The 24,872-nt window shown below is 69.6% G+C and carries 23 protein-coding genes; 16 read left to right on the top strand and 7 right to left on the bottom strand.

Annotation, left to right across the window (positions count from 1 at the left end; translation table 11 throughout):
* The first annotated feature begins 140 nt into the window (after positions 1-140).
* From IPJ61_RS04345 to IPJ61_RS04305, 9 genes are read left to right on the top strand one after another with little or no spacing between them, the layout of a single operon-like run.
* Positions 141-1,208: an ABC transporter substrate-binding protein gene (locus tag IPJ61_RS04345; protein ID WP_297103524.1), complete on the top strand. Its 1,068-nt coding sequence runs from the start codon at positions 141-143 to the stop codon at positions 1,206-1,208.
* Positions 1,205-2,209 carry a FecCD family ABC transporter permease gene (locus IPJ61_RS04340; RefSeq protein ID WP_297103520.1) on the top strand — a complete coding sequence of 335 codons (1,005 nt, stop codon included), beginning with the start codon at positions 1,205-1,207 and terminating at the stop codon, positions 2,207-2,209. Before IPJ61_RS04345 ends, IPJ61_RS04340 begins: the two co-directional genes overlap by 4 nt.
* Complete coding sequence (locus IPJ61_RS04335) at positions 2,206-3,267, top strand: FecCD family ABC transporter permease (RefSeq protein WP_297103517.1); 1,062 nt, start codon at positions 2,206-2,208, stop codon at positions 3,265-3,267. The genes IPJ61_RS04340 and IPJ61_RS04335 overlap by 4 nt, the downstream gene beginning before the upstream one ends.
* Positions 3,264-4,067, top strand: a complete 804-nt coding sequence (locus IPJ61_RS04330) for an ABC transporter ATP-binding protein (RefSeq protein WP_297103512.1) — start codon at positions 3,264-3,266, stop codon at positions 4,065-4,067. Before IPJ61_RS04335 ends, IPJ61_RS04330 begins: the two co-directional genes overlap by 4 nt.
* A 3-nt stretch (positions 4,068-4,070) precedes the next feature.
* Positions 4,071-5,900, top strand: coding sequence for a siderophore-interacting protein (locus IPJ61_RS04325; RefSeq protein ID WP_297103509.1), 1,830 nt, complete (start codon positions 4,071-4,073; stop codon positions 5,898-5,900).
* Positions 5,897-7,456: an ABC transporter transmembrane domain-containing protein gene (locus tag IPJ61_RS04320; protein ID WP_297103506.1), complete on the top strand. Its 1,560-nt coding sequence runs from the start codon at positions 5,897-5,899 to the stop codon at positions 7,454-7,456. The genes IPJ61_RS04325 and IPJ61_RS04320 overlap by 4 nt, the downstream gene beginning before the upstream one ends.
* Positions 7,453-9,162 (top strand): ABC transporter ATP-binding protein, encoded by a 1,710-nt coding sequence (locus IPJ61_RS04315; RefSeq protein ID WP_297103504.1) that lies wholly within the window; start codon positions 7,453-7,455, stop codon positions 9,160-9,162. Before IPJ61_RS04320 ends, IPJ61_RS04315 begins: the two co-directional genes overlap by 4 nt.
* Positions 9,163-9,205: 43 nt before the next feature.
* Positions 9,206-10,057 carry an EamA family transporter gene (locus IPJ61_RS04310; protein WP_297103502.1) on the top strand — a complete coding sequence of 284 codons (852 nt, stop codon included), beginning with the start codon at positions 9,206-9,208 and terminating at the stop codon, positions 10,055-10,057.
* Entirely contained in the window at positions 10,050-10,346 is a 297-nt protein-coding gene (locus tag IPJ61_RS04305; RefSeq protein ID WP_297103498.1) for a GNAT family N-acetyltransferase, read from the top strand. Before IPJ61_RS04310 ends, IPJ61_RS04305 begins: the two co-directional genes overlap by 8 nt.
* 6 nt (positions 10,347-10,352) lie before the next feature.
* On the opposite strand, the gene IPJ61_RS04300 is transcribed toward IPJ61_RS04305, so the two are convergent.
* From IPJ61_RS04300 to IPJ61_RS04270, 7 genes are all read right to left on the bottom strand, one after another.
* Positions 10,353-11,417 (bottom strand): family 20 glycosylhydrolase, encoded by a 1,065-nt coding sequence (locus tag IPJ61_RS04300; protein ID WP_297103496.1) that lies wholly within the window; start codon positions 11,415-11,417, stop codon positions 10,353-10,355.
* Between the two features lie 43 nt (positions 11,418-11,460).
* On the bottom strand, positions 11,461-12,489 hold the full coding sequence (locus IPJ61_RS04295) for a LacI family DNA-binding transcriptional regulator (protein ID WP_297103494.1): 1,029 nt from the start codon (positions 12,487-12,489) through the stop codon (positions 11,461-11,463).
* Positions 12,490-12,552: 63 nt separating this feature from the next.
* Positions 12,553-13,401: a carbohydrate ABC transporter permease gene (locus tag IPJ61_RS04290; protein WP_297103492.1), complete on the bottom strand. Its 849-nt coding sequence runs from the start codon at positions 13,399-13,401 to the stop codon at positions 12,553-12,555.
* Entirely contained in the window at positions 13,398-14,267 is an 870-nt protein-coding gene (locus IPJ61_RS04285; protein WP_297103490.1) for a carbohydrate ABC transporter permease, read from the bottom strand. Before IPJ61_RS04285 ends, IPJ61_RS04290 begins: the two co-directional genes overlap by 4 nt.
* Positions 14,268-14,269: 2 nt before the next feature.
* Positions 14,270-15,661, bottom strand: coding sequence for an ABC transporter substrate-binding protein (locus IPJ61_RS04280; protein ID WP_297103487.1), 1,392 nt, complete (start codon positions 15,659-15,661; stop codon positions 14,270-14,272).
* Between the two features lie 12 nt (positions 15,662-15,673).
* The gene (locus tag IPJ61_RS04275) at positions 15,674-16,627 is read right to left on the bottom strand and encodes a uroporphyrinogen decarboxylase family protein (RefSeq protein ID WP_297103484.1); all 954 of its coding nucleotides are present in this window, start codon (positions 16,625-16,627) and stop codon (positions 15,674-15,676) included.
* Positions 16,628-16,725: 98 nt separating this feature from the next.
* Positions 16,726-17,658, bottom strand: coding sequence for a LysR family transcriptional regulator (locus IPJ61_RS04270; RefSeq protein ID WP_297103481.1), 933 nt, complete (start codon positions 17,656-17,658; stop codon positions 16,726-16,728).
* A 110-nt stretch (positions 17,659-17,768) separates the two neighbouring features.
* Between IPJ61_RS04270 and IPJ61_RS04265 the strand changes: the two genes are divergently transcribed.
* The 7 genes from IPJ61_RS04265 to IPJ61_RS04235 all read left to right on the top strand — a co-directional run bounded on the left by IPJ61_RS04265 (position 17,769) and on the right by IPJ61_RS04235 (position 24,865).
* A complete protein-coding gene (locus IPJ61_RS04265) occupies positions 17,769-18,875 on the top strand; it encodes a PLP-dependent cysteine synthase family protein (RefSeq protein WP_297103478.1) in 1,107 nt (368 codons plus the stop codon).
* 73 nt (positions 18,876-18,948) lie between these two features.
* The gene (gene thrS / locus IPJ61_RS04260; protein ID WP_297103475.1) at positions 18,949-20,985 is read left to right on the top strand and encodes a threonine--tRNA ligase; all 2,037 of its coding nucleotides are present in this window, start codon (positions 18,949-18,951) and stop codon (positions 20,983-20,985) included.
* Entirely contained in the window at positions 20,978-21,514 is a 537-nt protein-coding gene (locus IPJ61_RS04255) for an HIT family protein (RefSeq protein ID WP_297103472.1), read from the top strand. The genes thrS and IPJ61_RS04255 overlap by 8 nt, the downstream gene beginning before the upstream one ends.
* A 1-nt stretch (position 21,515) precedes the next feature.
* Positions 21,516-22,337 carry an LpxL/LpxP family acyltransferase gene (locus IPJ61_RS04250; RefSeq protein ID WP_297103469.1) on the top strand — a complete coding sequence of 274 codons (822 nt, stop codon included), beginning with the start codon at positions 21,516-21,518 and terminating at the stop codon, positions 22,335-22,337.
* Positions 22,334-23,506: a glycosyltransferase family 4 protein gene (locus IPJ61_RS04245; protein WP_297103466.1), complete on the top strand. Its 1,173-nt coding sequence runs from the start codon at positions 22,334-22,336 to the stop codon at positions 23,504-23,506. The genes IPJ61_RS04250 and IPJ61_RS04245 overlap by 4 nt, the downstream gene beginning before the upstream one ends.
* Positions 23,507-23,510: 4 nt before the next feature.
* Entirely contained in the window at positions 23,511-24,101 is a 591-nt protein-coding gene (locus tag IPJ61_RS04240; protein WP_297103463.1) for a CDP-alcohol phosphatidyltransferase family protein, read from the top strand.
* A 17-nt stretch (positions 24,102-24,118) separates the two neighbouring features.
* Positions 24,119-24,865, top strand: a complete 747-nt coding sequence (locus IPJ61_RS04235; RefSeq protein WP_297103460.1) for a DUF881 domain-containing protein — start codon at positions 24,119-24,121, stop codon at positions 24,863-24,865.
* Positions 24,866-24,872 lie beyond the last annotated feature (7 nt).

Here is a 24,872-nt window from a genome sequence, read left to right as displayed (position 1 = left end):
CCAGATGAGTTCTGTCGTGTGCGGCACAGTGGGCGCCGCAAACCGCACAAGGTATTAGGTTAGGCAAGGCTACTCTAATTCTGCTCAACGGGCCGTCGCCTCGGTGTCGGCCCCTTAGTTATGCAGAAAGTGACCTCTCAATGAGAACGCCCACGTCGATCGTCCTGCTCCTCGCCGCCTCCGCCGCCCTTGTCGGCTGCGGTGGGCAGGCCGGCACGCCGACCACCCCCGCCGAGTCGCCGGCGGCACCTGCCACGCAACCGGCCGCCGATGCCTTGGTTCCGGCGGCGGAGGGTGCCGCCACGTATCCGTTGACGCTGACCACACCCTACGGAACGACGACGTTGGAGGAACGCCCGGAACGGATCGCCGTGGTCGGCGGGCTCGGCGAACTCGACGCGGTTCTGGCATTGGGCATCAAGCCGGTGATCTCGCCGGAGAAGGCGGACGGCTGGGCGTGGTACCCGCAGTACACCGAGCAGCTCGCGGAGGCCACCGTCATCAACCCATGGGCCGACGCCATGGAGATCGAAGCGATCCTGTCCGCCAAGCCCGACCTGATCGTCGCCTTCAGCGGCGACGTCGAGAACAACTTCGAGCGGATGTCGAAGATCGCTCCGGTCCTCGGCTTCGAGACCGCCGACGGCGACCCCGGCGACTGGCGCGCGGTCACCCGCAGCGTCGGCGCCGCGCTGGACCTGACGAAGGCCGCGGACTTGGCGGTCGCCGACGCGGAGCAGCACGTCGCCGGCGTCGCGGCGGAGAACCCGCAGTTCGTGGACAAGACCCTCGCCGTCCTGATCAACCGCGGCCAGGCGAGCGGGATCGAGTTCGTCAACGCGGCGGGCTCGCCGGCAGAGGAGATCCTGAGCGAGCTGGGCTTCGCACCCCACCCGAACGCCGCGAAGTTCGTCGGCGACAACTGGGAGGTCAGCCTCGAGAACATCGGGATGGTCGACGGCGACGGCCTGCTCATCGCCCAGCACGGCGGCGAAGGCACCGCCGAGGAGGCCGAGTCCTGGCTAAACGCCAGCCCGCTCTTCCAGTCGCTGAACGTGGTCAAGGAGGACAGGGTTTCCTACCTGCTGCCGGACCCGAAGACCGGCGGCCTCGACATCGCGTGGTCGTTCTCCCATCCCACCGCCGTCAACCTCGTCTGGACCGTTGACGCGCTCAACGAGGCGCTCGAAGGTTCGTTCCCGCGGTGACGCATGGCGCGTCGCGACGCGCCGCGGGAGCCCTGGTGATCCTCGGGGCACTCGTCTGCGTGTGCGTGCTCAGCATCGCCGTCGGGGCCAACCCGTTCAGCCTCGGAGAGGTCTGGAACGGGCTGATCCGCCCCGACGACACGGAGGCCTCCCTCATCGTGTGGTCGCTGCGCGGTCCGAGGACCGTTGTCGGGGTCGTCGTCGGCATCGCCTTCGGGCTGGCTGGCGCGCTGATCCAGGCGCTGACTCGTAACCCGCTGGCCGACCCGGGCATCCTCGGGGTCAACGCCGGAGCCGGGTTCGCCGTCACCCTCGGCGTCGGCATCTTCGGGATCACCGGCATCTCGGGCTATGTCTGGTTCTCCTTCGTGGGCGCGGCAGCCGCGACGGTGCTCGTCTACGTGATCGGATCGGCCGGACGGGGCTCCGCATCTCCCGTCACGCTGGTGCTGGCCGGCGTCGCGCTCGGCGCGGTGCTCGGCGGCTTCAGCACCTTCCTGACGCTGATCGATCCTGAGACATTCCGCGCCCTGCGCAGCTGGGGCCTCGGCTCGATCGCCCGCACGGGGCTCGATGAGCTGGCTGCCGTAGGGCCGTTCCTGGCGATCGGCACCGTGATCGCGCTGGGACTGTCCGGGTCGCTGAACTCCGTCGCCCTCGGCGACGAGCAAGCAACGGCCCTCGGGGTACACCTGCTGCGCACCCGGGTCCTCGGCATCGTCGCGCTCACCCTCCTCGCGGGAGGGGCGACGGCGCTGACCGGCGGCATCGCGTTCGTCGGGTTGATGGTGCCGCACATCGTGCGGTGGATCGTCGGCCCCGATCAGCGCTGGATCATGGCCTATACCGTGCTCGCCTCGCCCGTGCTCGTGCTCGGCTCCGACGTCGCGGGCCGCGTGCTGGGACGCCCGGGCGAGATCGAGGTGGGGATCATGACCGCCGTGTTCGGGGCGCCGGTGCTGATCGCGCTCGTGCGGCGAAGGCGGGTGAGCGGGTTATGAGCGTCGACTTCGGATACCGGGTCGCCGTCGTCCGCGCCGCACGGGGGTCGGCGCGGCTGCCGCTGCGGCTCGTCGCGACGAGCGTCGCACTGTTCGCCGCCGCTGTCCTGATGGCGACCTGGGCCATTCGCTACGGCGATTATCCACTTACCGCAGCCGAGGTGTTCGGCACACTTGCTGGACGCGGGGACGACTTCACCGCAATGATCGTGCTGGAGTGGCGGCTGCCCGTGGCGATCTCCGCCGTGCTGTTCGGCGCGATGCTCGGCGTCGGCGGGGCGATCTTCCAGTCGCTCACCAGAAACCCGCTCGGGTCGCCGGACCTGATCGGCTTCGACGCCGGCTCCTACACCGCCGTCGTGCTCCTGATCCTGCTGCTCGGTAACGCCAACTACTGGGCCGTCGCCGGCGCCTCTCTACTCGGCGGCATGGCGACGGCGCTCGTCGTCTATCTCCTGGCCCGCCGGCGGGGCGTTCAAGGATTCCGACTCATCATCGTCGGCATCGCGATGTCGGCGCTGCTCGGCTCAGTCGACGACTATCTCATCTCGCGGGCCGAGCTGCGCGACGCGATGATGGTCGGGTTCTGGGGGGCCGGCTCCATCGCGCGGGTCACCTGGGCCTCGCTCGCGCCGGCAGGCGCCTTCGCGCTCGTCATCGCCGTCGGCTGCATCCTGCTCGCCCCGGCCCTGCGGAGCATGGAGCTCGGCGACGACGCCGCCGTCACCCAGGGCACGACGGTAGGCCCGGCGCGGATCCTGCTGATCGTCGTCGGCGTCGCGACAACGGCGATCGTCACGGCCGCAGCAGGGCCCATCGCGTTCATCGCGCTCGCCGCGCCGCAGATGGCCAAGCGCCTCGCCCGCACCCCGGGCGTGAGCCTGCTTGCCTCAGCGGCCATGGGTGCGGCGGTCCTCGCCGCCGCGCACCTGCTCAGCCTGCTGATCGGACAGGTCAGCTACACCGTTCCGGTCGGGCTGATCACGGTCTGCGTCGGCGGCTGCTACCTGATCTGGCTGTTGATCCACGAGACCCGAAGACGCGGGGGAGCATCATGAACCACCCACGGCTGGTGGCCGACACGGCCACCATCGGCTACGAGCGCAAAGTGATCTGCGCCTCGCTCAGCACCGACATCCCGGATCGTTCCTTCACCGCCATCATCGGCCCCAACGGCTGCGGGAAATCGACGCTGCTGCGCGCGTTCGCCCGCGTGCTCACCCCGTCGTCGGGCACGCTGCTCCTCGACGGCCGGGCGATCAAGGAGTACCGCTCCAAGGAGGTCGCGCGGCGGCTGGGACTGCTGCCGCAGACGTCGCTCGCGCCGGATGGCATCCGCGTCGCCGACCTCGTCGCCCGCGGTCGCGCACCCCACCAGAACCTGTTCCAGCAGTGGCAGGCATCGGACGAGGCGGCCGTCGCGGAGGCACTCGCGGCCACCCAACTCACCGAGCTCTCGGGCGAGCTCGTCGACGAGCTGTCCGGAGGACAACGGCAACGTGTCTGGGTAGCGATGCTGCTGGCGCAGGACACCGACATCATGCTGCTCGACGAGCCCACCACGTTCCTGGACATCGCGCATCAGTTCGAGCTCATGGAGCTGCTGCGCGACTTCCACCTGCGCGGCAAGACGCTGGTCGCCGTGCTGCACGACCTCAACCAGGCCGCCCGCTACGCCGATCACCTCATCGTCATGAAGGACGGCGAGATCGTCACCACCGGCGCCCCGGCCGACATCCTTACCGCAGAGCTGGTCGAGCGGGTCTTCGGCCTGCCCTGCCTTGTTCTCCCCGATCCCGTTACCGGCACGCCCAGCGTCGTCCCCATGGTCAACCGCCCATCCAGCATGAGGAGCTAGAACATGGCCGTCAGCCTTCGACCCCTCGAGGTCTTCCCGATCACGACCCGCACGCTTCAGGTACTGGCCGTCGCGGACGTCACGCCCGGCATGCGACGCGTCACGCTGGGTGGCCCCGAGCTCGCCGCGCACGTCGCGAGCAACGGCTTTCCCGTTGCCGCCTTCCGCTCCGACGGGTTCGACGACGAGTTCAAGCTGCTGCTCACTAATCCGGATCTAGGGATCGCTCTCGGACCCGCGCAGGCCGACGGCGTGCTCGACTGGGCGCGGTACGACGAGATGGTCGTGCGCACCTACACGGTTCGGTCGTGGCGGCCAGAGCTCGGCGAGGTGGACGTCGACCTCGTGCTGCACGGTTCCGGGCCTGCGACGACCTGGGCGCGCGAGGCGCGAGTGGGCGACCCCATCCAGATCGCAGGACCCAAGGCGTCGTCCGGCCATCCGGAGGGGGCCGACTGGGTGCTGATCGCCGGGGACGAGACAGCGCTCCCATCGATTGGACGCTGGTTGGAGAACTGGCCGGAGGGCGCCCGCGCGCAGGTGTTCATCGAGGTGGCGGAGCGCTCCCATCGACAGGACCTGCCGGTGCCGCCGGGTGTGGAGGTGACCTGGCTCAGCCGCGACGGCGCTGCGCCCGGCAGCACCACGCTGCTGCTCGACGCCCTCACTGCCGCCGACTGGTGGGAGGGAACCGCGTTCGCCTGGGTGGCGGGCGAGGCCTTGACTCTCACCCCTATCCGGCGCTGGCTGCGCCGCGACAAGGGTCTGAGCAAGGAGCAGATCGACGTCACCGGGTATTGGCGGCGGCAGCGCACCGATGACGCCGCCGACGAGGAGACCGTCGACGTGGAGGCCAGCGCCGAGGACCAGGAGCGGCTGCACGAGCTCGGTGAGCTGCTTCCTCCCTTCGCGCTCCGGGTGGCTGCCACCGTCGGCCTCCCGGGCGTGCTCGACGGTCGTGCTCTTTCGCTGGCCGACCTCGCCGCCGAGCTGGGAACGCACCCGAAGGCGACAGGCAAGTGGGTGCGCTATCTCGCGGCCCTTGGCGTGGTCGACGGCGTGGCCGAGGACCGGGTGCGGCTCACCCCGATGGGTCAGGAACTGGGCGACGAACACGCCGAGGAGTCCCTGAACCTCGACGGCTACGCCGCGCGGAAGGAACTGGACGCGGCGCTGTCGCTGCTGTCGGCGGTGCGCACGGGTGTCGGCACCGGGGGAGAGTGGTTCGGCGCCGCCTTCGAGCGGCGTGTTGACGAGGATCCCGTCCTCGCGCGCGATCGGGCCGACGAGGCGGAGACCCTTTCCACCTACGTGGCAGGCGCGGTCGCCGATGCATGGCCGGCCGCGACGGAGGGCTCCGTCCACGTCTCGGGTCTGGCCGCGTCCGGGTTCGCGGCGGCGCTGCTCGCGAAGCACCCCGGACTCGCGATCACGGTCGTCGGGCCGCCGTCGCAGCTGGCTCTGCATCGCGAGCGGCTGGGCGACCGCGTCCGGTTCGAGGCGGGCAGCCTGCTGCACCGGCGCCCGGTCCCGGCCGACGCGGTCCTGCTGCCCGACGTCCTCGAGACCGCCTCTGACGAGGACGCCGTTCACATCCTGCGCGAGGCCGCGGCAAGCGTGAACCCGGGCGGTGCCGTCGTCGTGTTCGGCGAGCTGCTTGACGAGGCGCTGGCCGATGAGCACGAGTACGAGGCCGACGTGATCCGGTTCGCGCTCACCGGGGGCGGCCTTCGCACCGCGGAGGAGGCCACGGCGCTGTTCCGGGAGGCGGGGCTGACCTGGGAGCGCAGCACCGTCGGATGGGGCTACGCCCTCTTCGCGCTGCGCCCATGACGACGGCCTCCACGTCGGCGAGGCTCGGCTGGGTCGAGCCCTCGCCGACGCCCCCGCCGGGATTGGCTCTCACCATCGGCCGGGGCTGGACACCAACCCGGCTGAGCTGGGCGATCTTCGGCGTCGGCTGGCGCTGGGTGCTGTCCGGCTCGCTTCTGCTCGTGCTGTTCAACCAGGCCACGATGCTGGTGCCGGCCGCGCTCGGCGCCTTCACGGACCGGGTGATCCGTCCACTGTGGGCCGGGCAGCCGCTGGCGACGGTGTCGTCGCAGCTGACGCTGTGGGCCCTCGCGCTGGCCGGGCTCTACGCGGTCATGCACCTCACCTACCGTTTCGGCGGCCGGCTGGGCTGGTTCGGCGTCCAACGCGCGGAGTACGCGCTCTCGCAGGGACTGCTCGGGCGAGTGCTGGGCAACCGGCCCGCCGACCAGCGGCCGCCGGGCGAGGTGCTGTCGGTGGCGACCGGAGACGTGCACCGCGCCTGCGCCGTGCTCTACGTCGCCGTGTACCCGCCCGGCGAGGCTGCGGGGCTCATCCTCGCCGTGTTCCTGCTGTTCGGCATCCATCCGCTCCTCGGGTGGACGGTCCTGCTTGGCCTTCCGCTGCTCGCCGCGCTGGTCCGGCTCGTGATCCGGCCGCTGCACGAGCGAAGCCTCGCCGCGCAGGAAGGGATCGCCGACGCCGCGGCCCTCGCGGGCGACCTCGTGGCGGGAGTCCGGGTCCTGCAGGGCATCCACGCGCAGCCCGTCGCCGCGGAGCGTTACCGCGCCGCGAGCCAGGAGGCCTATCGACGCACCCTCGCGGCCGAGCGCGCCGAAGCTGCGCTCGACGGCGCATCGGTAGGGTCCGCGCAGCTGTTCGCGGCCGGCGTCGCCATCCTCGCCGCGTGGCTCGCGGTCTCCGGGCAGATCGGCGTGGGGCAGCTGATCGCGGCGGCCGGGCTCGCCCTCGGACTCGTGGGGCCTCTGGACGGGCTGGTCTCGGTGGCCAACTACCTGGCGGTGTCGCGCGCATCGGCCCGTCGGGTCCTGAGCCTGCACGACGCCCCGGACCCGCCGCCGGGTGACAGGACCGATCTCCCTGGGGTCGGCCTCGTGGTGTGGGAGGTCCCTGCGCGGCGGCAGGACGAGCTGGTCGACGCGTGGGGTGGGCGCGACGGCGTCGTCGTGCTCCCTCGACAGCCAGGGATCCTGGCGGGGACCGTTCTTGAGAACGTGCAGGCCTGCGGCGTCGAGCCGGTGAGCCGCGAGCGGGCCTGCTCCGCGTTGCGCGTCGCGCAACTGACGCCTGACGAGCTGGCCGACGGCTACGACACGGAGGTGGGGTACGGCGTGGCCGGCCTGTCCGGCGGGCAGCGGCAGCGGGTGGCACTGGCCCGCGGGATCGCCGCGGACCCGGACGTGCTGGTCCTGATCGAGCCGACGTCGGCCGTCGACCCGGTCACCGAGCAGCGACTGGTCCAGGCCCTCGCCGAGCGCCGCCGCGGCCGCACGACCGTCGTGCTGACCGGCAGCCGCGCGTTCGACGTGGTCGCCGACGAGGTGGTTCGGCCATGACGACGCTGCCGACCGCTTCGGGCCGGAAGGTCGCGGCGGAACTCTCTCGCCTGTCGCGCCCGCAGTCCTGGCTCCTGCTGCTTGTGCTCGCGATGTTCGTCGCGGAGTCCGCGCTCGGGCTGGTGTTCCCGTTCGCGGTGGGCCGGATGGTCGACGTCGTCATCGAAGGATCGGACGGGCGGACGCAGTGGCCGTGGCTGGCCGCGGGCCTGCTCGGCGCGGCGCTGGCGGGCGGCGTGCTCGCCTGGCAGGCGAACGTGCGTCTGGCCGGGGTGAGCCAATCGGTGATCGCGGCGCTGCGCGAGGAGTTCGTCGTCGGCGCGCTGGCGCTGGACCGGGATCTGCTCGACAGCGGCGACGTCGTGACTCGCGCCAGCGACGACGTGGCCGAGGTGTCGGACGGCCTGCCCTACGTGCTGCCGCAGCTGTGCTCGGCGGCGGTGGCGATCGTCGTCGTGGCCGCGGGAATGACGGCGGTGCACCCGTGGTTCCTCGCCGCGTTCGCGGTCGTACTACCGCTCCAGTGGCTCACCTTGCGCTGGTATCTCCGCACCGCCCCGGCCGTGTACGCGGAGGACCGCCGCGCGCATTCCGAGCGCGGCCGTCAGGTCCTGGGCACGCTCGGCAACCTGCCCACCGTGCGCGCGCATCGGCTGGAGAAGCGCCAGCTGGGGCTGATTCGTCAGACCACCTGGGAGGTGGTGCGCTGGTCGATGCGCACCCGGATCGTCCAGAACCGGCTGTTCGGGAGGCTGAACGTGGCCGAAGCCGTCGGTCTCGCGGCAGTGCTCGCGGTGGGGGTCCTGCTTGCCGGGAACGGCACCGCGAGTCCCGGCGACGTCACGGCCGCCGCGCTGTTGTTCCTCCAGGCGGTCACGCCGATCGGCGCGTTGCTGCACGTGATGGACGACGTACAGCAGGCATTCGCGAGCCTGAGCCGGATCGTCGGCGTGAGCGCAGGCGCAGCCGCGGGCGCGCCGGAGGCCCCGCTGATCGACGGGGGACACGCGCCGTCGACGATGGTGGAACTGGACGGCGTGCACTTCGCCTACCGGCCGGGGCACCCTGTGCTGCACGACGTCCGGCTCGGGATCGACCGCGGAGCCATGGTGGCGCTCGTCGGGGCATCGGGAAGCGGGAAGTCGACGATCGCGTCCCTTGTCGCGGGGCTGCACGAGCCGGAGAGCGGCGAGGTGATCCGCCGCATCCCACGGGCCGACCTGGCACTGGTGACGCAGGAGTCGCACGCGTTCATGGGCTCGCTGCGGGAGAATCTGCTCCTGGCCTGCCCCGACGCAGATGACGGCCGCCTCGTCGCGGCGCTCTGTGCGGTGGGGGGACAGGAGTTCGTGGAGTGGCCCGAAGGGCTGGACACGCTCGTGGGGCACGGCGGGCGCCCGTTGAGCGTCGCGCAGCTGCAGCGCCTTGCCCTGGCGCGGGTGTGGCTGGCCGACCCCGCCGTGGTCGTGCTCGACGAGGCGACCTCAGAGGCGGGTACGGCCGAGGCCGAGTCGCTGGACGCGGCGGCGCGCCAGGTCACGCGCGGCCGCACCGCTCTCGTGGTGGCGCACCGTCTCAGCCAGGTGCGCGGCGCGGACCGGATCGCGGTCCTCGACCGCGGCCGGATCGCCGAGCTGGGCACCCACGAGGAGCTGCTGGAGGCAGGCGGTTCCTACCATGCCCTCTGGCACGCCCAGCCACGCTGATCCCGGTTTGCCGCGCCCGCCCGCACGCGCGAGAGTAGGGCGCATGCACAGAGTGAACCCGGTGGTGCTCGTCCTGATCAGCATCGCCTCGGTCCAGCTCGGCGCTGCCTTCGGCAAGGGGCTGTTCGACGTCGCGGCGCCCGCCACGATCGCGTTCCTGCGGATCGCGCTGGCCAGCGTTGTGCTCGTCGCCATCTCCCGGCCGCGGCTCACCGGGCGCTCGGCGCGCGACTGGGCGATCGTCGTCGCCTACGGCCTCGCGCTGTCCGGCATGAACATCTCGATCTACTACAGCTTCGAGCGGATCCCGATCGGCGTCGCCGTCACGCTGGAGTTCATCGGCCCGCTGCTGCTGGCGGTATGGGGATCGCGGCGGCCGATCGACCTGCTGTGGGTGGTGCTCGCGGGCGTCGGCGTCGCGCTGCTCGGCGCGTCGCCCGGCTCCCTGGACCTCGTCGGTGTCGTGCTCGCGCTTCTCGCCGGCGCCCTGTGGGCCGCCTACATCGTGATCGCTGGCCCTGTCGGCCGACGCTGGGAGGGCATCTCCGGGCTGTCGGTCGGCAGCACCATCGGCGCGCTGGCCCTGGCCATTCCGGGGCTCATGCTGGCGGGGGACGCCCTCGGGCACCCGCGGGTATGGCTGGTCGCCACCGCCGTCGCGCTGCTCAGCAGCGTCGTACCCTACGCCCTCGAGCTGCATGCCCGGCGCGTCATCAAGGCGGCCACGTTCAGCGTCCTGATGAGCCTCGAGCCCGCCGCCGCCGCGCTGTTCGCGTGGGTCGTGCTGGGGGAGTGGCTCGGCTGGGTCGAATGGCTGGCGATGGCCGCAGTCGTCGTCGCGTCGGTAGGCGCGGTGCGGACGGCACGACGGCGGGTAGAGTCCGCTCATGAGTGACGAGAATGTGACCCTCTCCAAGAACGCCGAGGACAACCGCTACGAGCTGCGCGTCGGCGACGAGGTTGCCGGCTTCATCGACTACGACGACAACGACGGCGTCCTGGACATGCACCACACCGAGGTCGATCCTTCCCACGGCGGAAAGGGCTTCGGGCAACAGCTCGTGGCATTCGCGCTGGCCGACGCCCGCGCCGTCGGCGCGAAGGTCGTGCCGACCTGCCCGTTCATCGCGAAGTACATCGAGCGTCATCCGGCGGAGCAGGACCTCCTGGCAACCGGGTCCTAGCTGTATCTAGCCGCTGGCGCGTGCGACGAACTCGGCGAAGCTGAGGTCGCCGCCGCCGCCGCCGCCGCGGCTGCGCTCGGCGAAGGCGGCGAGAGGGAGTTGGATGCGACGAGCGATCTCGTCGAGCGACTCGCCGCCTTTGTCGCTCCAGATCGAGAAGTAGGCGCCGGCCAAGAGGTCCGGGTAGGGCCCGTGCCACTCCTGGCGCGAGCCGTCGGGGAGCGGTGGGAACAGGCCCGGGTGCCAGCCGTCGGCCCAGGCGCGCTCCGCCGTCGGGTGCCAGTACCCCGCGTTCTGGCCGACGACGTAGTACCAGTGCCGGTCGTCGAAGTTCAGCACGCGATGACCGGCGGCGAAAGCCTCGGCGACCGGCCGCATCTCCCGGTGCCAGTTGGTCCACCACGTGATCTCGACGCGCGGATCCAGCACGACGACGGCGCCGCGGAACAGCCCGTCGTTCCACGCGCGCGGCGTGTAGCCGAGTTGGATGAGATACTCGGCGATCTCGTTGATGAAGTCCGTCAGCAGGTCGAACGCGGTGGCTTCCGGGCCGAAACGGCGCTGCGCCTCCGCAGCCAGGACGGGGTAGTCCTCGATGCGGGCGAAGTCGACGAACTCGTCGCCACCCAAGTTCCAGTAGGTGCTGCCGGCGAAGACCGACGCGTAGTCGTCGATCAGACGCTTCGCGAAGTCACGCGCGGCCGGGTTGGTGATGTCGAGGGCGTGAGCGGTGTCGACGCCGTCCTGGGAGGGAAGCTGCAGCCCGGGGCGGGTCGCGAGCGCCTGCCGGAGGTGACCCGGCATGTCGAGCGAGGGCACGACGTCGATCCCCAACTCCCGAGCGTGGGCGATGATGTCGGCGGCCTGCACCCTCGTGATGTGCTCCTCGGACACGATCTCCGGAAAGGCCTCCGATGCCAGCCGCACGCCCTCGTTCTCGGAGAAGTGCCACTGGAACGCGGTGAGGCCAAGGCCCGCCATACGCTCCAGGAGCGAATGGACCCATTCGACGGGATAGAACATGCGGGCGGCATCGAGATGCACGCCACGCTCCGGCACCACAGGCGACATGACTGAAACGCTATATACGTTCATCCGCCCACGTCAAGGCCACTCAGCGTGACGCAGGCGGGACCGTGCTCTCCCGGACGGTCAGCACGGGCGGCGGGCAGGCCAGGCTCTCCAACGGCGTCCCCGACTTCAACTGCGCCAACAGGAGCCGCGCCGCCTGCTCCCCGAGTTCGAACGTGTCCCTCGTCAAGCAGGTGATGGAGGGGTGCGTCAGGCCGGCGATCACCGAGTCGTCGAACGAGGCGATCGAGATGTCCTGCGGGACACCGACGCCCATCTCCTGCGCGACACGAAGGCCCGCGACGGCCAGCACATCGTTGTCGTACACGATGACCGACGGCCGGCGCCTCCGGCTCAGCAGCTGCCGAGTGATGGCGGAGGCATGGGCGGGGGAGTAGTCCGTGACGAACGACTCCTGGGCCACGCCCTCCGACTCGAGATCGCGCAGGACCTGCGTGCGCAGCAGCGTGTGTTCGAGGGCAGCGGGACCCGACACGTACGCCATGTCGCGGTGCCCGATGGCGACGAGATAGTCGAACAGCGTCGCGGCTGCCTGCGTGTCGTCGACCCATGCCGTCGGCGGCTCGCCCGGGCGGGAGGGACGGGAACCGATGATCACCGCGGGCGTCCCAAGTTCCGTGAGCGCGGCGGTCCGGGGGTCGTCGAGCAGCGGGTCGACCATGATCACGCCGTCGACCTGACGGGAATTGTGCCAGCGTCGGTAGGTGTCGATCTCCGCCTGCACGTCCCGGACCAGCCACATCTGCAGGCCCATCTGGCTCGACGAGACACCGGACTGGATGCCAGCGATCAGATCCGCGAAGAAGGCCTCCGAGCCGATGGTCCGCGCGGGCCTGCTTATCGCGAGTCCGATGACCCCGGTGCTGCCCCCGACAAGCGCACGGGCGGCGGAACTTGGCTGCCACTGCAACTCTTCAGCGATCTCGAGGATGCGCTGGCGGGTGGCCTCGCTGACGCCGGGGCGGTCGTTCAGCGCGAAGGACACCGCGCCCGTCGAGACCCCCGCCAGGCGTGCAATGTCGGAGATCGTCACACGTTTTGCTACCGCCATGCACCGAGCGTAACTTACCGAAACGTTTAAGTTCCGCGTCGGGGCAGACTCCCGGATCACACCTCAGCCCTTGACCGCTCCCGCTGTCATGTCAGCCTTCTGGAACCGCTGGAAGATGATGTATCCGATGACAGGCGGAATCACCGCGATCGACGTTCCGGCCATGATCACAGGCCACGGGGTCGAAAGACCCTCGCCCACCGGCAGCAGCGAGATCGCCTGCACCAGTGTGTACTTGTCCTCCGAGCGCAGGAAGACGAGCGGCCAGAAGAAGTCGTTCCAGCGGGCGATGACGGTGAGCGTCGCCCACACGGCGAGCCCAGGCTTGATCATCGGGAGGACGATCTGCAGATAGATCCGGAAAGGCCCGCAACCGTCGACCCTCGCGGCCTCGATCACTTCGTTCGGAACCGCGCTGATGTACTGGCGCATGTAGAAGATGCCGACGGCGGTGGCCATCTTGGGGATGATCAGCGCCCAGAGCGAGTTGACGAGCGAGAGCCCGGTCATGATCCGAAACAGCGGAATGATCGCCACCTCCGGCGGCACGAGCATCGTCGCGATCAGGATGTAGAAGATGGGCTCACGGCCAGGAAAATCGATCTTTGCGAACGCATACCCGGCGAGCGAACAGAAGAACAAAGTGGTGAGGGTGCCGACGATCGTCGTGAACAACGAGTTCGAGACATTCGTCGCGATCGGAGTCAGTTGGTTGACGGAGGCGAAGTTCGCAAACGTCAGATTGGTGAGGTCTAGCACCTTGGCACCGGTCATCGACGACGACGGAGGCTTCAGCGCGATGAGTATCATCCACGCCGCGGGAAGGAGCGAGTACACCATGATCAGGGCCATCAGGACGTAGGCGACGCCCTGGCCGGCGCGGGCAGAGATAGGGGCACGGCGGCGACTCATGCGTCGTCTCCTCTCCTGAGCACGGCGAGCTGGACGAGGGAGACCACGGCGAGGATCACGGTGAGGGCGACCCCGATCGTGGCGCCGTACCCGAACTTGAACAGTCGGAAAGAACTCTCGTACATGTACTGGAAAAGGCTGATATTCGAGGTGGCAGGACCTCGCATGATGAAGGGCTCGGCGAAGATGTTCCAGGACTCGACCGTGATCATGATCATGCAGAAGACGATGACCGGCCTCAACCCGGGAAGCGTCACGTGCCAAAAGGTCTGGACCGCGTTCGCCCCGTCGACCTTCGCGGCCTCGTAATACTCGGTCGGGATGTTGAGCAAACCGCCGAAGAGGATCAGCGCGAACCACGGCGTGTGCCGCCACACGTTGAGCGCGATGACCGGAACCTTCGAGTACGTGGTGGTGGTCAGCCAGCCGACGGGGTCGAGGCCCACGAACTGGAGAATCTCGTTGATCAGGCCTTGCTGGGTGTCGAACAAGATGTTGAAGATCAGGCCGATCGCGACCGTGGCACACACATACGGGATGAAGGTGATGGTGCGGAACCCTCGCAAGCCTCGAAGGTCTTTGCGATGCAGCAGCAACGAAATCCCGAGCGACAGCGGCAGGATGAGGATCAGGCCGAACACCCAATAGACCAGCGTGTTACCGAACGCGTCCCAGAACTGCGGATCGGTGAGCAGCATCTCGTAGTTCTGGAGCCCGACAGGTTCCGGCTCGCCGAGCCCCGTCCACTCCTGCGTCGAGATATAGAACGTCCAGACGATGGGGAAGAGCTGGAAGATCAGGAAGAGCGCGAAGAACGGGGCGATGAACAGGTAACCCGCCCCGTACCTCGCGACAAATCCCTTCATGGTCAGGCGGCGTCCGTCTGACCGATGCGGTTCTTCAACGCCGCGTCCGCGTTCTTGATCGCGTCGTCGATGCTCTGGGCGCCGGCGACGAACTTCTCGATCTCGGGCGAGATCAGGGCATCCGCCTCGGCGTCGTCCTTGGTCACCCGCAGGTTCGGTGACGGGTTCTCGAGGCCCGCGGACTCCGCCTCGCGGAACGACTGGCCGCCGTAGAACTCCGCCGGCTCCTTCCAGAACGGATCCGCCAGGAGCTCGGTGGCGATCGGATTCGCGTATGGCGCGTTCTGAGCCACCATGTCGGTGGTCCACGCCTCGCGGGCGGCGGCGTCGAAATGGAAGTCGTTGTAGAGCTTCTGCCACAGGCCCGCGTAGGGGGCGCCGTCCTTGTTGACCGCGCACGACATGCCGATGACCGGGGCGCCGCCCAGGCCGATGCCGTCGAACACGGGAGCTGAGCGCACGCGCCACTTGCCGGACATATCCGCGACGTTGCCGCGGAGGAACTCGTCCATGAAGGCGCCGATGTAGAACGTCGCGATCTTGCCCGCGTTGATGGCCTCGTACAGGGGGGCCTGGAACATCTTCGTGACGTGCAGGTGCCCCTCGGTGTGCAGGGTGCCGAAGAACTCGAGCGCCTTGCGGGTGCCCTCGTTCTCGCCGAAGACGATCGCGCCGTCGTCGCCCCAGATCTGGGCCTTGGCCTGCGGCAGAAGGCCGCGGCGACCCCAGTAGCGCCACGCGAAGGTGCTCGGATCGACCTGGCTCAGCTGCACCTCGCCCTTGGAGTCGGTCTTCAGCTTGCGGCCGGCCTCGAGGTAGCCCTCCATGGTGGCGAGCGACTCGGGATCGATCCCGTACTTCTCGAAGATCTCGTTGTTGTAGAAGACGAGCTGCGGACGCACGGAGTCCGGCATCCCGTAGAGCTTCCCGTCGTACTCCGAGTCGCTCAGCGCGCCTGGCACCAGCTTGTCCTCGATGCTGCGCAGGTAGTCGGTCATGTCGACGAGGACGCCGTTCTTCGCCATGTCGAGCATAGAGACGCGACCGGTCTGGATGACGTCTGCCGCCGACTTGGTGTCGCCGGCGGAGAGCGCCTGGATCAGCTTCTGCCGCGCATCGGCCTCGCTCTCGGTCTGCACCATCGCCAGGGTCACCTCGGGCGCGATGCTCCGATTCCGCTCCAACCAGGCGTTGTAGTACTCCATGAGCCACTGGGGCTGGCCGTAGCCGAAGAAGGTCATCGTGCCGGCGGGGAAAGCGTCGCCGCCTCCGGGGGCTCCTGCGGTGGAGGTCGGGCCTCCGGCCGGCGTCTTGTCGCCTCCGCAGGCGCTGAGGCCCGCGACAGCAGCCGCGCCAATCGAGGCTCCGATGAAGCCGCGTCGTGTGATGGTCATGCGCTTGTTTCCTTACTCGGTGGTGCGAAGGGCCCTGGACAGGGCGCCGACGAGGTGGGGATCGGTGTCGTCGGGCAGACTGCAGTCGGCACCGACGATGAAGCGGGCGTGTTGTGTGTCGGCAGCCGATGCTGCCGTAACAAGGGCGTCCGTGTGGCCTCCGTCCACGAAGTAACTGTCGGTGTTGTCGATGCCGCCGACGATGACGGCACCAGGGAAGGCCGCGCGGAGGTCGTCGAGGGTCAGGTCGTTGGCATGCTCGCCGACCTGGACGATGTCGACCGGATACCCGGCATACCGGTGCAGGGCGACGTTCTCCTTGCAGATGTGCAGGTAGCGAAGGCCTCCCGCGGCTCCGACGGCGTCGAGGACCGCCACGTCGTAGGGGCGGACGTGCGCGGCGAACTCCTCGTCGGTGAAGTTGTGCGCCTCACCGCCGAGAGCGGCCAGGAACACACCGTCGACTCCCGCGTCCATGAAAGCGGCTGCCTGCGTAACGAGGCTCGCGCCAATGGTCGCGAAGGCGGCGCCGACCACCTCCGGGTCCTCGCGCAGCGCGCGGGGCAGCTGGGCGCGCTTCTCTTCGTAGTCCGTGCTGCCGCCCCGGGCGTGGAACGCGGACGCGGTGACGCCATGCACGGTCGCGAGCACGTGGTGCGTCTGCCCGTAAGCGGCGACCATGTCTGCGGCCAGCTCGATCTCGGCCTTCAGGGCCGGGTGGTCGACGGCGTAGGGCTCGACGGACGCCCAGTCGGGGGCGCCGGCGAACTCCTCGGCATGCGGATAGAGGGCCTCGTTCATCACCTTGACGAATACGGGATCGGTCTCGGCGATCCAGCGGTCATGGGCGGCCTTGGCTGCGGGACCGGAGTGCTCGTCTGCGGCGAAGTGCTTCCAGAACACGGAACCGAGCCCCCTCGTGGGCTCGCCGGCCAAGATGGCGGTGAGCTCTTCGCGTCTGGTCATTGCGGGGTCCTTCTTCCTCCAGGGAGCGTTCTTGAGTTGCAGCATGGCATGCCGGGACCAGGAACCAAACCCCCTCTCGCCAATGGCAAACGTAACGGTCACTTATAGGTCGAAGGTTCGCGAGTCACAAGAGTTCCTGCTTGTTGGAGGCACATCAGCAGCTCGGCGATGCCGGGTACGCGCATCGCCGTGGGGGTCGTTACCGTGCTGATGCGACGCCTGCGTCGGGGCCGGATCGGGCGCAGTGCGAGCCCCGGATCCGCCCGCGCCGCCTCGAGCATCAGCCCTGAGATGAGGGCGACGCCGAGGCCGGCCGCGGCGAGCCGCTGCAGGGCGACGTAGTCGTCGGTCTCGAGCGTTATCCGCGGCGTGAAACCGGCGACGGCGGCCACCTCGATCAGGTTGGCCCTGCACTCCTCACAGCCGGCGACCCAGGCCTCGCCTGCCAGGTCGGAGAGCGCGACAGAGGCTTGATCCGCCGCGGCGTGGCTCTTGGGCAGCGCCACGAAGACCTCCTCCTCGAGGATCGTGCGCGTCACCCAGTCCGCGGGCACCTCGGTCAGCTCGCTCCCAGACGAGTAGAACTGTCCGATCACCGCGAGATCGGCGTCGCCGCTGGCGAGCTGTCGCACTGCGGCGTGGGCTTCCTGCTCGATGAGCCGCACCGCGACCCGAGGATGGCGACGCCTGAACTCGGCCAGCGCGATCGGGACGATGGTCGCCGACGCTGAGGGGAAGGCGGTGAGCGTGAGTTCTCCGCCTTGGAGGCCCGCGATGAGCTCGATCTCCGACATCGCTCGCTGGACCGCCGATAGTGCTTGGGGTCCATGCGCGAGCAGCACCTCGCCCGCCTGCGTGAGCCGGGTCTTGCGGCCCACCCGGATGATCACCGGGGTACGCACGATGCGCTCGAGCTGACGCAGTTGCTGGGAGGCCGCGGGCTGCGAGTAGCCCAGATCGCGCGCTGCACCCGAGACCGAACCCGTCCGGTGGATGGCCTCGACGAGGCGAAAGTGTTTGAGCTCGAGCATGCCGACGAGTCTAAGCGAGCCATAAGCAGAACAGATGGAAAAGCGAACTAACCTGCCTTTGTGTGCAGGAGTCGGGGCGGCCAGGATGGGAGAACAGGAAGGAGTCTGGTGTGTCGGTGACGAATGAGGCGGCGTGGGCGCGATGGGCGGCACGCAGGATTCACGAAGCGCACGGCGACAAGGAGACCCCCCTGGTCGAGTGCCCCCTGCCGGAGCGGCTCGGCGTGCGGCTGGTCTTCAAAGATGAGTCCACCCATTCCTCCGGCTCGCTGAAGCATCGACTCGCCGCATCGCTTCTGATGTTCGGGGTTTGCAACGGCGACATCGGGCCCGAGACGACCCTCGTGGACGCGTCGAGCGGCTCCACCGCCGTGTCCGAGGCCTTCTTCGCCCGCGCGCTGGGCCTGAGATTCGTCGCCGTCGTCCCCGAGCAGACAAGCCCCTCCAAACTCGCCCTCATCGAAAGGATGGGCGGCCACATCGAGTTCGCGGCCGGCCCCGAGGCGGCGACGGCGCTAGCTGCCCGGATGGGCGATCAGGCCGGACACGTGTTCCTCGACCAGTTCGGCAATGCCAGCGTGCGCACGAACTGGCGCTCCGGCAACCTGGCCAGCGCGCTCTTCGGCCAACTCCACTCCGAGGGATGGCCCGAGCCGGACTGGGTCGTCGTCGGAGCGGGAACCGGAGGGACTTCTTCGACGCTGGCGCGCTTCATCCGCTACACCGGGCGGAGAACGAAGGTCGCGCTCGGCGATCCGGAGGGATCGGCCTACTACCCGTGCTGGGCGCAGGACGACCGGACCGTCGTGGGGACGGCGTCCAGGATCGAGGGAATCGGCCGCCCCCGGGTCGAGCCGTCCTTCGTACCGCAACTCATCGACGACGTCGTCACCGTGCCGGACTCCTGGTCCGTGGCAGGCATGCGAGCCCTCCGTCGCCGCGGACTCTCCGTCGGCCCCTCGACGGGGACCAACCTCGTGGCCGCGCTGCGGATAGCCGAGCGCATGCAGGCGCGGGGACGACGGGGCGTCATCGCCAGCATCGTCTGCGACGCGGCGGACCGGTACGCGGAGACCTACGACCGCGACGACTGGCTCGCCGCCCAGGGAATCCGCCTCGCCGACGCGGAGCCGAGCCTGGAGGCCTACCTCGACGGCGGACCCGCCCCTCAGAGCTGGACTCGGGACTCCCCGCCGCGGGTGCGCGTCTCCGCGTGACGTGCGGCACAATAGCCCGTGGGCCGCACGCGCCCGCGGGCCTCTGCGCCTGTTTTCCGATAAGGAGAGACCGATGAGTGGAGTCATCACCGTCCGCCGCACCGACAACGCGGAACAGGTGGAGCTGACGACCACGACGACCGGCCTCGACCTGTTCGGCGACGATCGCGCCGTCGTTGCGATGCGCGTGGACGGCGAGACCCGCGACCTGCAGCGCGAGCTCTTCGACGGCAACGTCGTCGAGCCCGTGCTGATCAGCGAGCCCGAGGGCCTTTCCATCCTGCGACACTCCGCGGGCCACGTGACCGCCCAGGCCCTGCAGAACCTGTTCGCGGAGGCCAAGCTCGGCATCGGCCCGCCCATCATCGACGGCTTCTACTACGACTTCCAGACCGAGCCGCTCACCCCGGAGGACCTCAAGGCCATCGAGAAGCGGATGGGGCAGATCGTCAAGGAGCGGCAGCGCTTCGTGCGCCGCGTCGTCACCGACGACGAGGCCCGCGAGGAACTGGTCGGCGAGCCGTTCAAGCTCGAGCTGATCACCGACAAGGGCAAGGCCTCCGACGACGACGGCTCCTCCGTCGAGGTCGGCGCCGGCGAGCTGACGATCTACGACAACGTTCGCCGCGACGGCTCCGTCGCGTGGAAGGACCTCTGCCGCGGTCCCCACGTCCCGCACACCGGGTACCTGGGCAACGGCTGGGGACTCACCCGCAGCTCCGCCGCGTACTGGCGCGGCGACCAGAGCAACGCGGGCCTGCAGCGCGTCTACGGCACCGCATGGCCCAGCAAGGACGAGCTCCAGGCCTACAAGACCCGGCTCGAGGAGGCCGCCAAGCGCGACCACCGCAAGCTCGGCCAGGAGTTGGACCTGTTCAGCTTCCACGAGATCGTCGGCTCCGGCCTGCCGCTGTTCCACCCGAAGGGCGGCGTGATCAAGCGCGCCATGGAGGACTACGTGCGCGCCCGCCACATCGAGGAGGGCTTCGACTACGTCGGCACCCCGCACATCGCGAAGGAGGACCTGTTCTACACCTCCGGGCACCTCCCGTACTACAGCGACGGCATGTTCCCGCCGCTGCTGGAGGACGCGGAGCGCGACGAGCAGGGCAACATCGTCAAGGGAGGGCAGGCGTACCGGCTGAAGGCGATGAACTGCCCGATGCACAACCTGATCTTCGACTCCCGCGGCCGCTCCTACCGAGAGCTGCCGTTGCGGTTCTTCGAGTTCGGGACGGTATACCGCGACGAGAAGTCCGGCGTCGTGCAAGGCCTCACCCGCGTGCGCTCGATCACGCAGGACGACTCGCACAGCTACTGCGCCAAGGAGCAGGCACCCGACGAGGTGCGCCACCTGCTGCGCTTCATCCTCTCCCTGCTGACGGACTTCGGCATGACCGACGTCGCGCTCGAGGTCTCGACCCGGGACGAGGACGGCAAGAAGAAGGACAAGTTCATCGGCTCCGATGAGCAGTGGGAGGAGGCGACGGCCATCCTGCAGCAGATCGCCGACGAGTCCGGCCTCGTCGTCGTTCCTGATCCGGGCGGCGCTGCGTACTACGGCCCGAAGATCTCGATCCAGGCGAAGGACGCGATCGGCCGGACCTGGCAGATGTCGACCATCCAGTACGACTTCAACCAGCCCGAGCGGTTCGGCCTCGAATACACGGCCTCCGACGGCTCGCGCCAGCAGCCGGTCATGATCCACTCGGCCAAGTTCGGCTCCATCGAGCGGTTCATGGGCGTGCTGATCGAGCACTACGCGGGCGCGTTCCCGGCCTGGCTTGCGCCGGTCCAGGTGGTCGCGGTGCCCGTCGCGGGCGAGTTCAACGAGTACCTGGGCGGCGTCGCCGAGTTGCTCCGGGCGCAGGGCGTGCGGGTCCACTTCGACGACTCCGATGACCGGTTCGGCAAGAAGATCCGCAACGCGACGCAGGAGAAGGCCCCCTTCATCCTGATCGCGGGCGGCGAAGACCGGGAGCAGGACGCGGTGTCGTTCCGCTTCCGTGACGGGTCGCAGCGCAACACGGTCCCCGCCGACGAGGCGGTCGCCGAGATCGTCGCGTGGATCGCGTCCCGGTCCAACGAGTCGCCGACAGCCAATGCCTGAGGCCCTGCCCAGCACGGACTTCGCGGGGGTCCCGGACGCCTTCCAGCGGCTGTGGACCCCCCACCGGATGGCCTACGTCAAGGGTGAGGGGAAGCCCCGGACCACGGGGGAGTGCCCGTTCTGCGCGGCCCCCGAACGCCCGGACGAGGACGGCTTGGTCGTCGCGCGCGGCGCGCACGCGTACGTCGTGATGAACCTTTTCCCATACTCGCCGGGACACGTGCTGGTCTGCCCCTACCGGCACGTCTCGGACTACACGGACCTCACCGTCGACGAGACGCGCGAGGTCGCAGAGCTGACGCAGCGCGCGATGCGCGTCATCCGGCGGGTCTCGCACCCGGACGGGTTCAACCTGGGGATGAACCAGGGCGAGGTCGCCGGCGCGGGGATCGCGGCTCACCTGCACCAGCACGTCGTGCCGCGCTGGGCGGGCGACGCGAACTTCATGCCGATCGTCGCCCGCACGAAGGCCGTGCCGCAACTCATCGGCGACACCCGTGGCCTGTTGGCCGCGGCGTGGGACGAATGACGTGCGTCTGACCGGAGTGGTGTGGGCGGTCGGTGGACGGCTGCCGCGGCGGGTCGGCGACGCCCTCGCCCGCGTCGTCTCTGTGCCGCTCGCCGCCCTACCGCTGCGCACCGTCGCGGCGTGGGCGGACTCGATCGAGGCCGGGACCGGCCGACGCCCCGGCTATCGGGATCGCCGTCGACTCCTCGCGAACTGGGCACGGAACATGCTGTGGTCCCTCAGCCTCGCGCGGTGGACCGACGACGAGGTGCTCCGCGTCGTGCGGATCACGGAGGCCGACGCCGCCAAGCTGCACGGCTCGCTTGCCGGTCCCGGCCTCGTCGCAGCCCTCCCACACATGGGCTCGTGGGACTTCGCGGGCGCGTGGTGCGCGCGGGTCGGCATCAAGGTGGTCTCGGTCGCCGAGCGGCTGCCCGAGGGCCTTTTCGAGCGCTTCCGTGACGCCCGCGCGGGCATGGGCATGACCATCTACCCGGTGGATCAGCCGGGCCTGATGGGGCTGCTCGCCGACGACATCCGCGCTCGCCGCCTCGTCTGCCTCCTGTCCGACCGGGATCTCAGCTCCCGCGGCCTCGCCGTGCCCTGGCCTGGCGGCGGAGAGCTGCGCGTGCCCGCCGGACCCGCGCTCGTGGCCCGGCGCACCGGCGCAGACCTGCGCGTGGTCACCACACATTTCGACGGCGGCCGCCTCGAGATCCGCGTCTCCGACCCCATCGTCGGCTCCTCGGCCGCCGACCTGATGGCCGGGGTCGTCGCTGGCTTCGCGGACGCCGTCGCCGCCGATCCCGCCAACTGGCTGATGCTGCGGCGCGTCCTTCCGTGAGGATCGCGCTGGTCACCCCCTACTCGCTGGACGTGCCGGGCGGGGTCGGCACGCACGTCCTTGGCCTCGCGCGCTGGCTGCGAGCCGAGGGCCACGACCCGTTCGTCGTCGCGCCCGGGGAGCGGCCCATCGACGCAGGAGTCCCCGTGCGCCTCCTCGGCCGCACGATCCCGTTCTCCTTCAACGGGTCGACGGCGCGGCTCGCGGTCTTCCCGGCTCAGGCGCGCGCGGCCCGCGCCGCGGTCGCGACCGCGGACGTCGTCCACGTCCACGAGCCCCTCACACCGGGAGTCGCCCTCGCCGCGGCCCGGGTGGGGCGCCCCCTCGTGGTGACACACCACGCGGCGTTCACCGTCGGCCCCCTCCGGCCTCTCCTGCGCGCCCGCGCTGCGCTGCTGCCCCGCGACCGCGTCTCGCTCGCCGTCTCCGAGGCTGCTGCCGCAACCGCGCTCGCCGCGACCGACGTTCGGCCGCTTGTGGTTCCGAATGCCGTAGAGGCGTGGGACCTTTCGGCGCCGACGAAGGCCGAGGGCGATCGAGCTTGCTCGATCGCCGAGGCCAAGGAAGGCGTTGCGGCGCGAAGCGCGATCACACGGTCCCGGCGCTTCGCGCGCAGGTCGGACTCCAGGAACGATGCAGCGCCGTGCTCTTTCGGCGCGGCTCGAGAAACAGCACGCCCGCTCGTGCTCTTCGTGGGCCGCGACGAGCCGCGCAAGGGGTTCCCTGTCTTCGCCGAGCTGGCGCGCTCTGGCATCTCAGCGGACTTCGTCGCCGTCGGCCCGTCCGCGCCGACGCCGGGCGTCACCGTCCTGGGCCCGGTGTCCGACGCCGACCGCGAGAGCCTCCTGTCCTGGGCGTCCGTCCTTGTCGCCCCGAACCTGGCAGGGGAGTCCTTCGGGCTGGTCCTGGTCGAGGCGCTCGCCCACGGCGCGGCGGTCCTGGCCAGCGACCTGCCCGCCTTCCGCGCCGTCGCGGACGATCCCGCGGTGATCCGCTTCTTCCCACCCGGCGACGCCCCCTCCGCGGCCGCGGGGCTACGCCGCTTCCTCACGACGCTGCCGGCGCCCTCGGACGCCCAAGCAGCCGCGGCCCCCTACACCTGGGACGCCGTCGGGCCGCACATCGCCCGGGCCTACGCACGGACGCTTGGGAGCCATGGCATAGGCTGAACGGGTGGCTGCCTCTCTCGTCCCTGAACAGCAATGGGATACCGACGCCGTCCTCACCATCCCCAACATCATCTCGTTCGTGCGGCTGCTCGGCATCCCGACGTTCTGCTGGCTGATCCTCATCGGCCAGGACACGGCAGCCATCATCCTGCTCGCGGTGTTCGGGGCCACGGACTGGGTTGACGGCTACCTGGCGCGGCGGCTGAAGCAGCGCACGGCGCTGGGCGCGAAGCTCGACCCGATCGCCGACCGGCTGTACATCCTCGCGACGGTGATCGTCCTCCTGCTGCGTGGCATCGTCCCCATCTGGTTCGTCGTCATCCTCTTCGCCCGCGACGTCATGCTCGCCGTTCTCGTGCCGTTCCTCCGTAAACACGGGATCGTCGCGCTGCCGGTGAACTACGTAGGCAAGACCGGCACGTTCCTGCTGCTGTTCGCCCTGCCGCTGATCCTGATCGGCTCGGACACCTTCCTCGGCTGGCCGGTCGCCTACTGGCTCGGCTGGACGCTGGGCATCGCGGGAGCCGTCTTCTACTGGGCGGCCGGGTTCCTGTATGTGCGGGAGACCGTGCGCCTCGCCAGGGGAGCCAAGTGAGGCGTCCCGACGCCAGCATGAGCCTGCTCACCGACCTGCAGGCGAACGCCCTCGAACCCGAGTACCGTGCCGTCGGGGCGACCCAGCCAAGCAAGACCCGCATCCTTGTCACCATCGCGCTCATCGCGGTCCTTGTCACCGTCGCGCTCCTGCAGACCACCCGCGGCGCGGGAACCGCCGCAGCCGAGCGCCAGGAGTTGCTCGACCGGGTCGCAGCTGCCGAGGCGCAGCAGCACGAGGTCGCGGCAGATGTCGCTCGGCTCGACGAGGAGATCGGTGCCCTCGGCCAACTGGCCCTCGGCGACCCCGCGCAGCGGGCGCGGCTCACCGAGCTCGAGCAGCACACGGGTGCGGTCTCCGTCTCCGGGCCTGGCATCGTCGTCGAGGTGTCCGACGCCCCAGGCTCCGCCGACACCAGCGGCACCGTCCTCGACAGCGACCTCGTGCGGCTCGTCAACGGGCTCTGGGCCGCCGGGGCCGAGGCCATCAGCATCAACGGCAAGCGCCTCACCGTGCTCACGCCGATCCGGTCAGCAGGTGCCGCCATCACCGTCGACTACGTCTCCCTCAGCCCTCCCTACCGGCTGGACGTGATCGGAGACCCCTCGCGGCTCGCCGCCCGGTTCAACGAGACCGCCGGCGCCACGTGGTGGCACTTCCTCACCCAGAACTACGGCGTTACCATGTCGATCTCCCAGGCCGACGGGGACCTTACTCTCCCTGCCGACTCGGGCATGACCCTCCGCCACGCGGCGGTGGGATAGGAGGACC

This window comes from Tessaracoccus sp., assembly GCF_016714275.1.
In the GTDB taxonomy this organism is placed as follows: domain Bacteria; phylum Actinomycetota; class Actinomycetes; order Propionibacteriales; family Propionibacteriaceae; genus Arachnia.
This window is presented reverse-complemented; position numbering and strand designations above follow the sequence as displayed.

Bases quoted from the DNA above. Each gene is read 5' to 3' on its own strand.
- IPJ61_RS04310 (WP_297103502.1), top strand. From the start codon at position 9,206: ATGCACAGAGTGAACCCGGTGGTGCTCGTCCTGATCAGCATCGCCTCG.
- IPJ61_RS04290 (WP_297103492.1), bottom strand. From the start codon at position 13,401: ATGAGTCGCCGCCGTGCCCCTATCTCTGCCCGCGCCGGCCAGGGCGTC.
- IPJ61_RS04325 (WP_297103509.1), top strand. From the start codon at position 4,071: ATGGCCGTCAGCCTTCGACCCCTCGAGGTCTTCCCGATCACGACCCGC.
- IPJ61_RS04335 (WP_297103517.1), top strand. From the start codon at position 2,206: ATGAGCGTCGACTTCGGATACCGGGTCGCCGTCGTCCGCGCCGCACGG.
- IPJ61_RS04305 (WP_297103498.1), top strand. From the start codon at position 10,050: ATGAGTGACGAGAATGTGACCCTCTCCAAGAACGCCGAGGACAACCGC.
- IPJ61_RS04295 (WP_297103494.1), bottom strand. From the start codon at position 12,489: ATGGCGGTAGCAAAACGTGTGACGATCTCCGACATTGCACGCCTGGCG.
- IPJ61_RS04235 (WP_297103460.1), top strand. From the start codon at position 24,119: ATGAGCCTGCTCACCGACCTGCAGGCGAACGCCCTCGAACCCGAGTAC.
- IPJ61_RS04320 (WP_297103506.1), top strand. From the start codon at position 5,897: ATGACGACGGCCTCCACGTCGGCGAGGCTCGGCTGGGTCGAGCCCTCG.
- IPJ61_RS04315 (WP_297103504.1), top strand. From the start codon at position 7,453: ATGACGACGCTGCCGACCGCTTCGGGCCGGAAGGTCGCGGCGGAACTC.
- IPJ61_RS04255 (WP_297103472.1), top strand. From the start codon at position 20,978: ATGCCTGAGGCCCTGCCCAGCACGGACTTCGCGGGGGTCCCGGACGCC.
- IPJ61_RS04280 (WP_297103487.1), bottom strand. From the start codon at position 15,661: ATGACCATCACACGACGCGGCTTCATCGGAGCCTCGATTGGCGCGGCT.
- IPJ61_RS04270 (WP_297103481.1), bottom strand. From the start codon at position 17,658: ATGCTCGAGCTCAAACACTTTCGCCTCGTCGAGGCCATCCACCGGACG.
- IPJ61_RS04285 (WP_297103490.1), bottom strand. From the start codon at position 14,267: ATGAAGGGATTTGTCGCGAGGTACGGGGCGGGTTACCTGTTCATCGCC.
- thrS (WP_297103475.1), top strand. From the start codon at position 18,949: ATGAGTGGAGTCATCACCGTCCGCCGCACCGACAACGCGGAACAGGTG.
- IPJ61_RS04330 (WP_297103512.1), top strand. From the start codon at position 3,264: ATGAACCACCCACGGCTGGTGGCCGACACGGCCACCATCGGCTACGAG.
- IPJ61_RS04275 (WP_297103484.1), bottom strand. From the start codon at position 16,627: ATGACCAGACGCGAAGAGCTCACCGCCATCTTGGCCGGCGAGCCCACG.
- IPJ61_RS04300 (WP_297103496.1), bottom strand. From the start codon at position 11,417: ATGTCGCCTGTGGTGCCGGAGCGTGGCGTGCATCTCGATGCCGCCCGC.
- IPJ61_RS04345 (WP_297103524.1), top strand. From the start codon at position 141: ATGAGAACGCCCACGTCGATCGTCCTGCTCCTCGCCGCCTCCGCCGCC.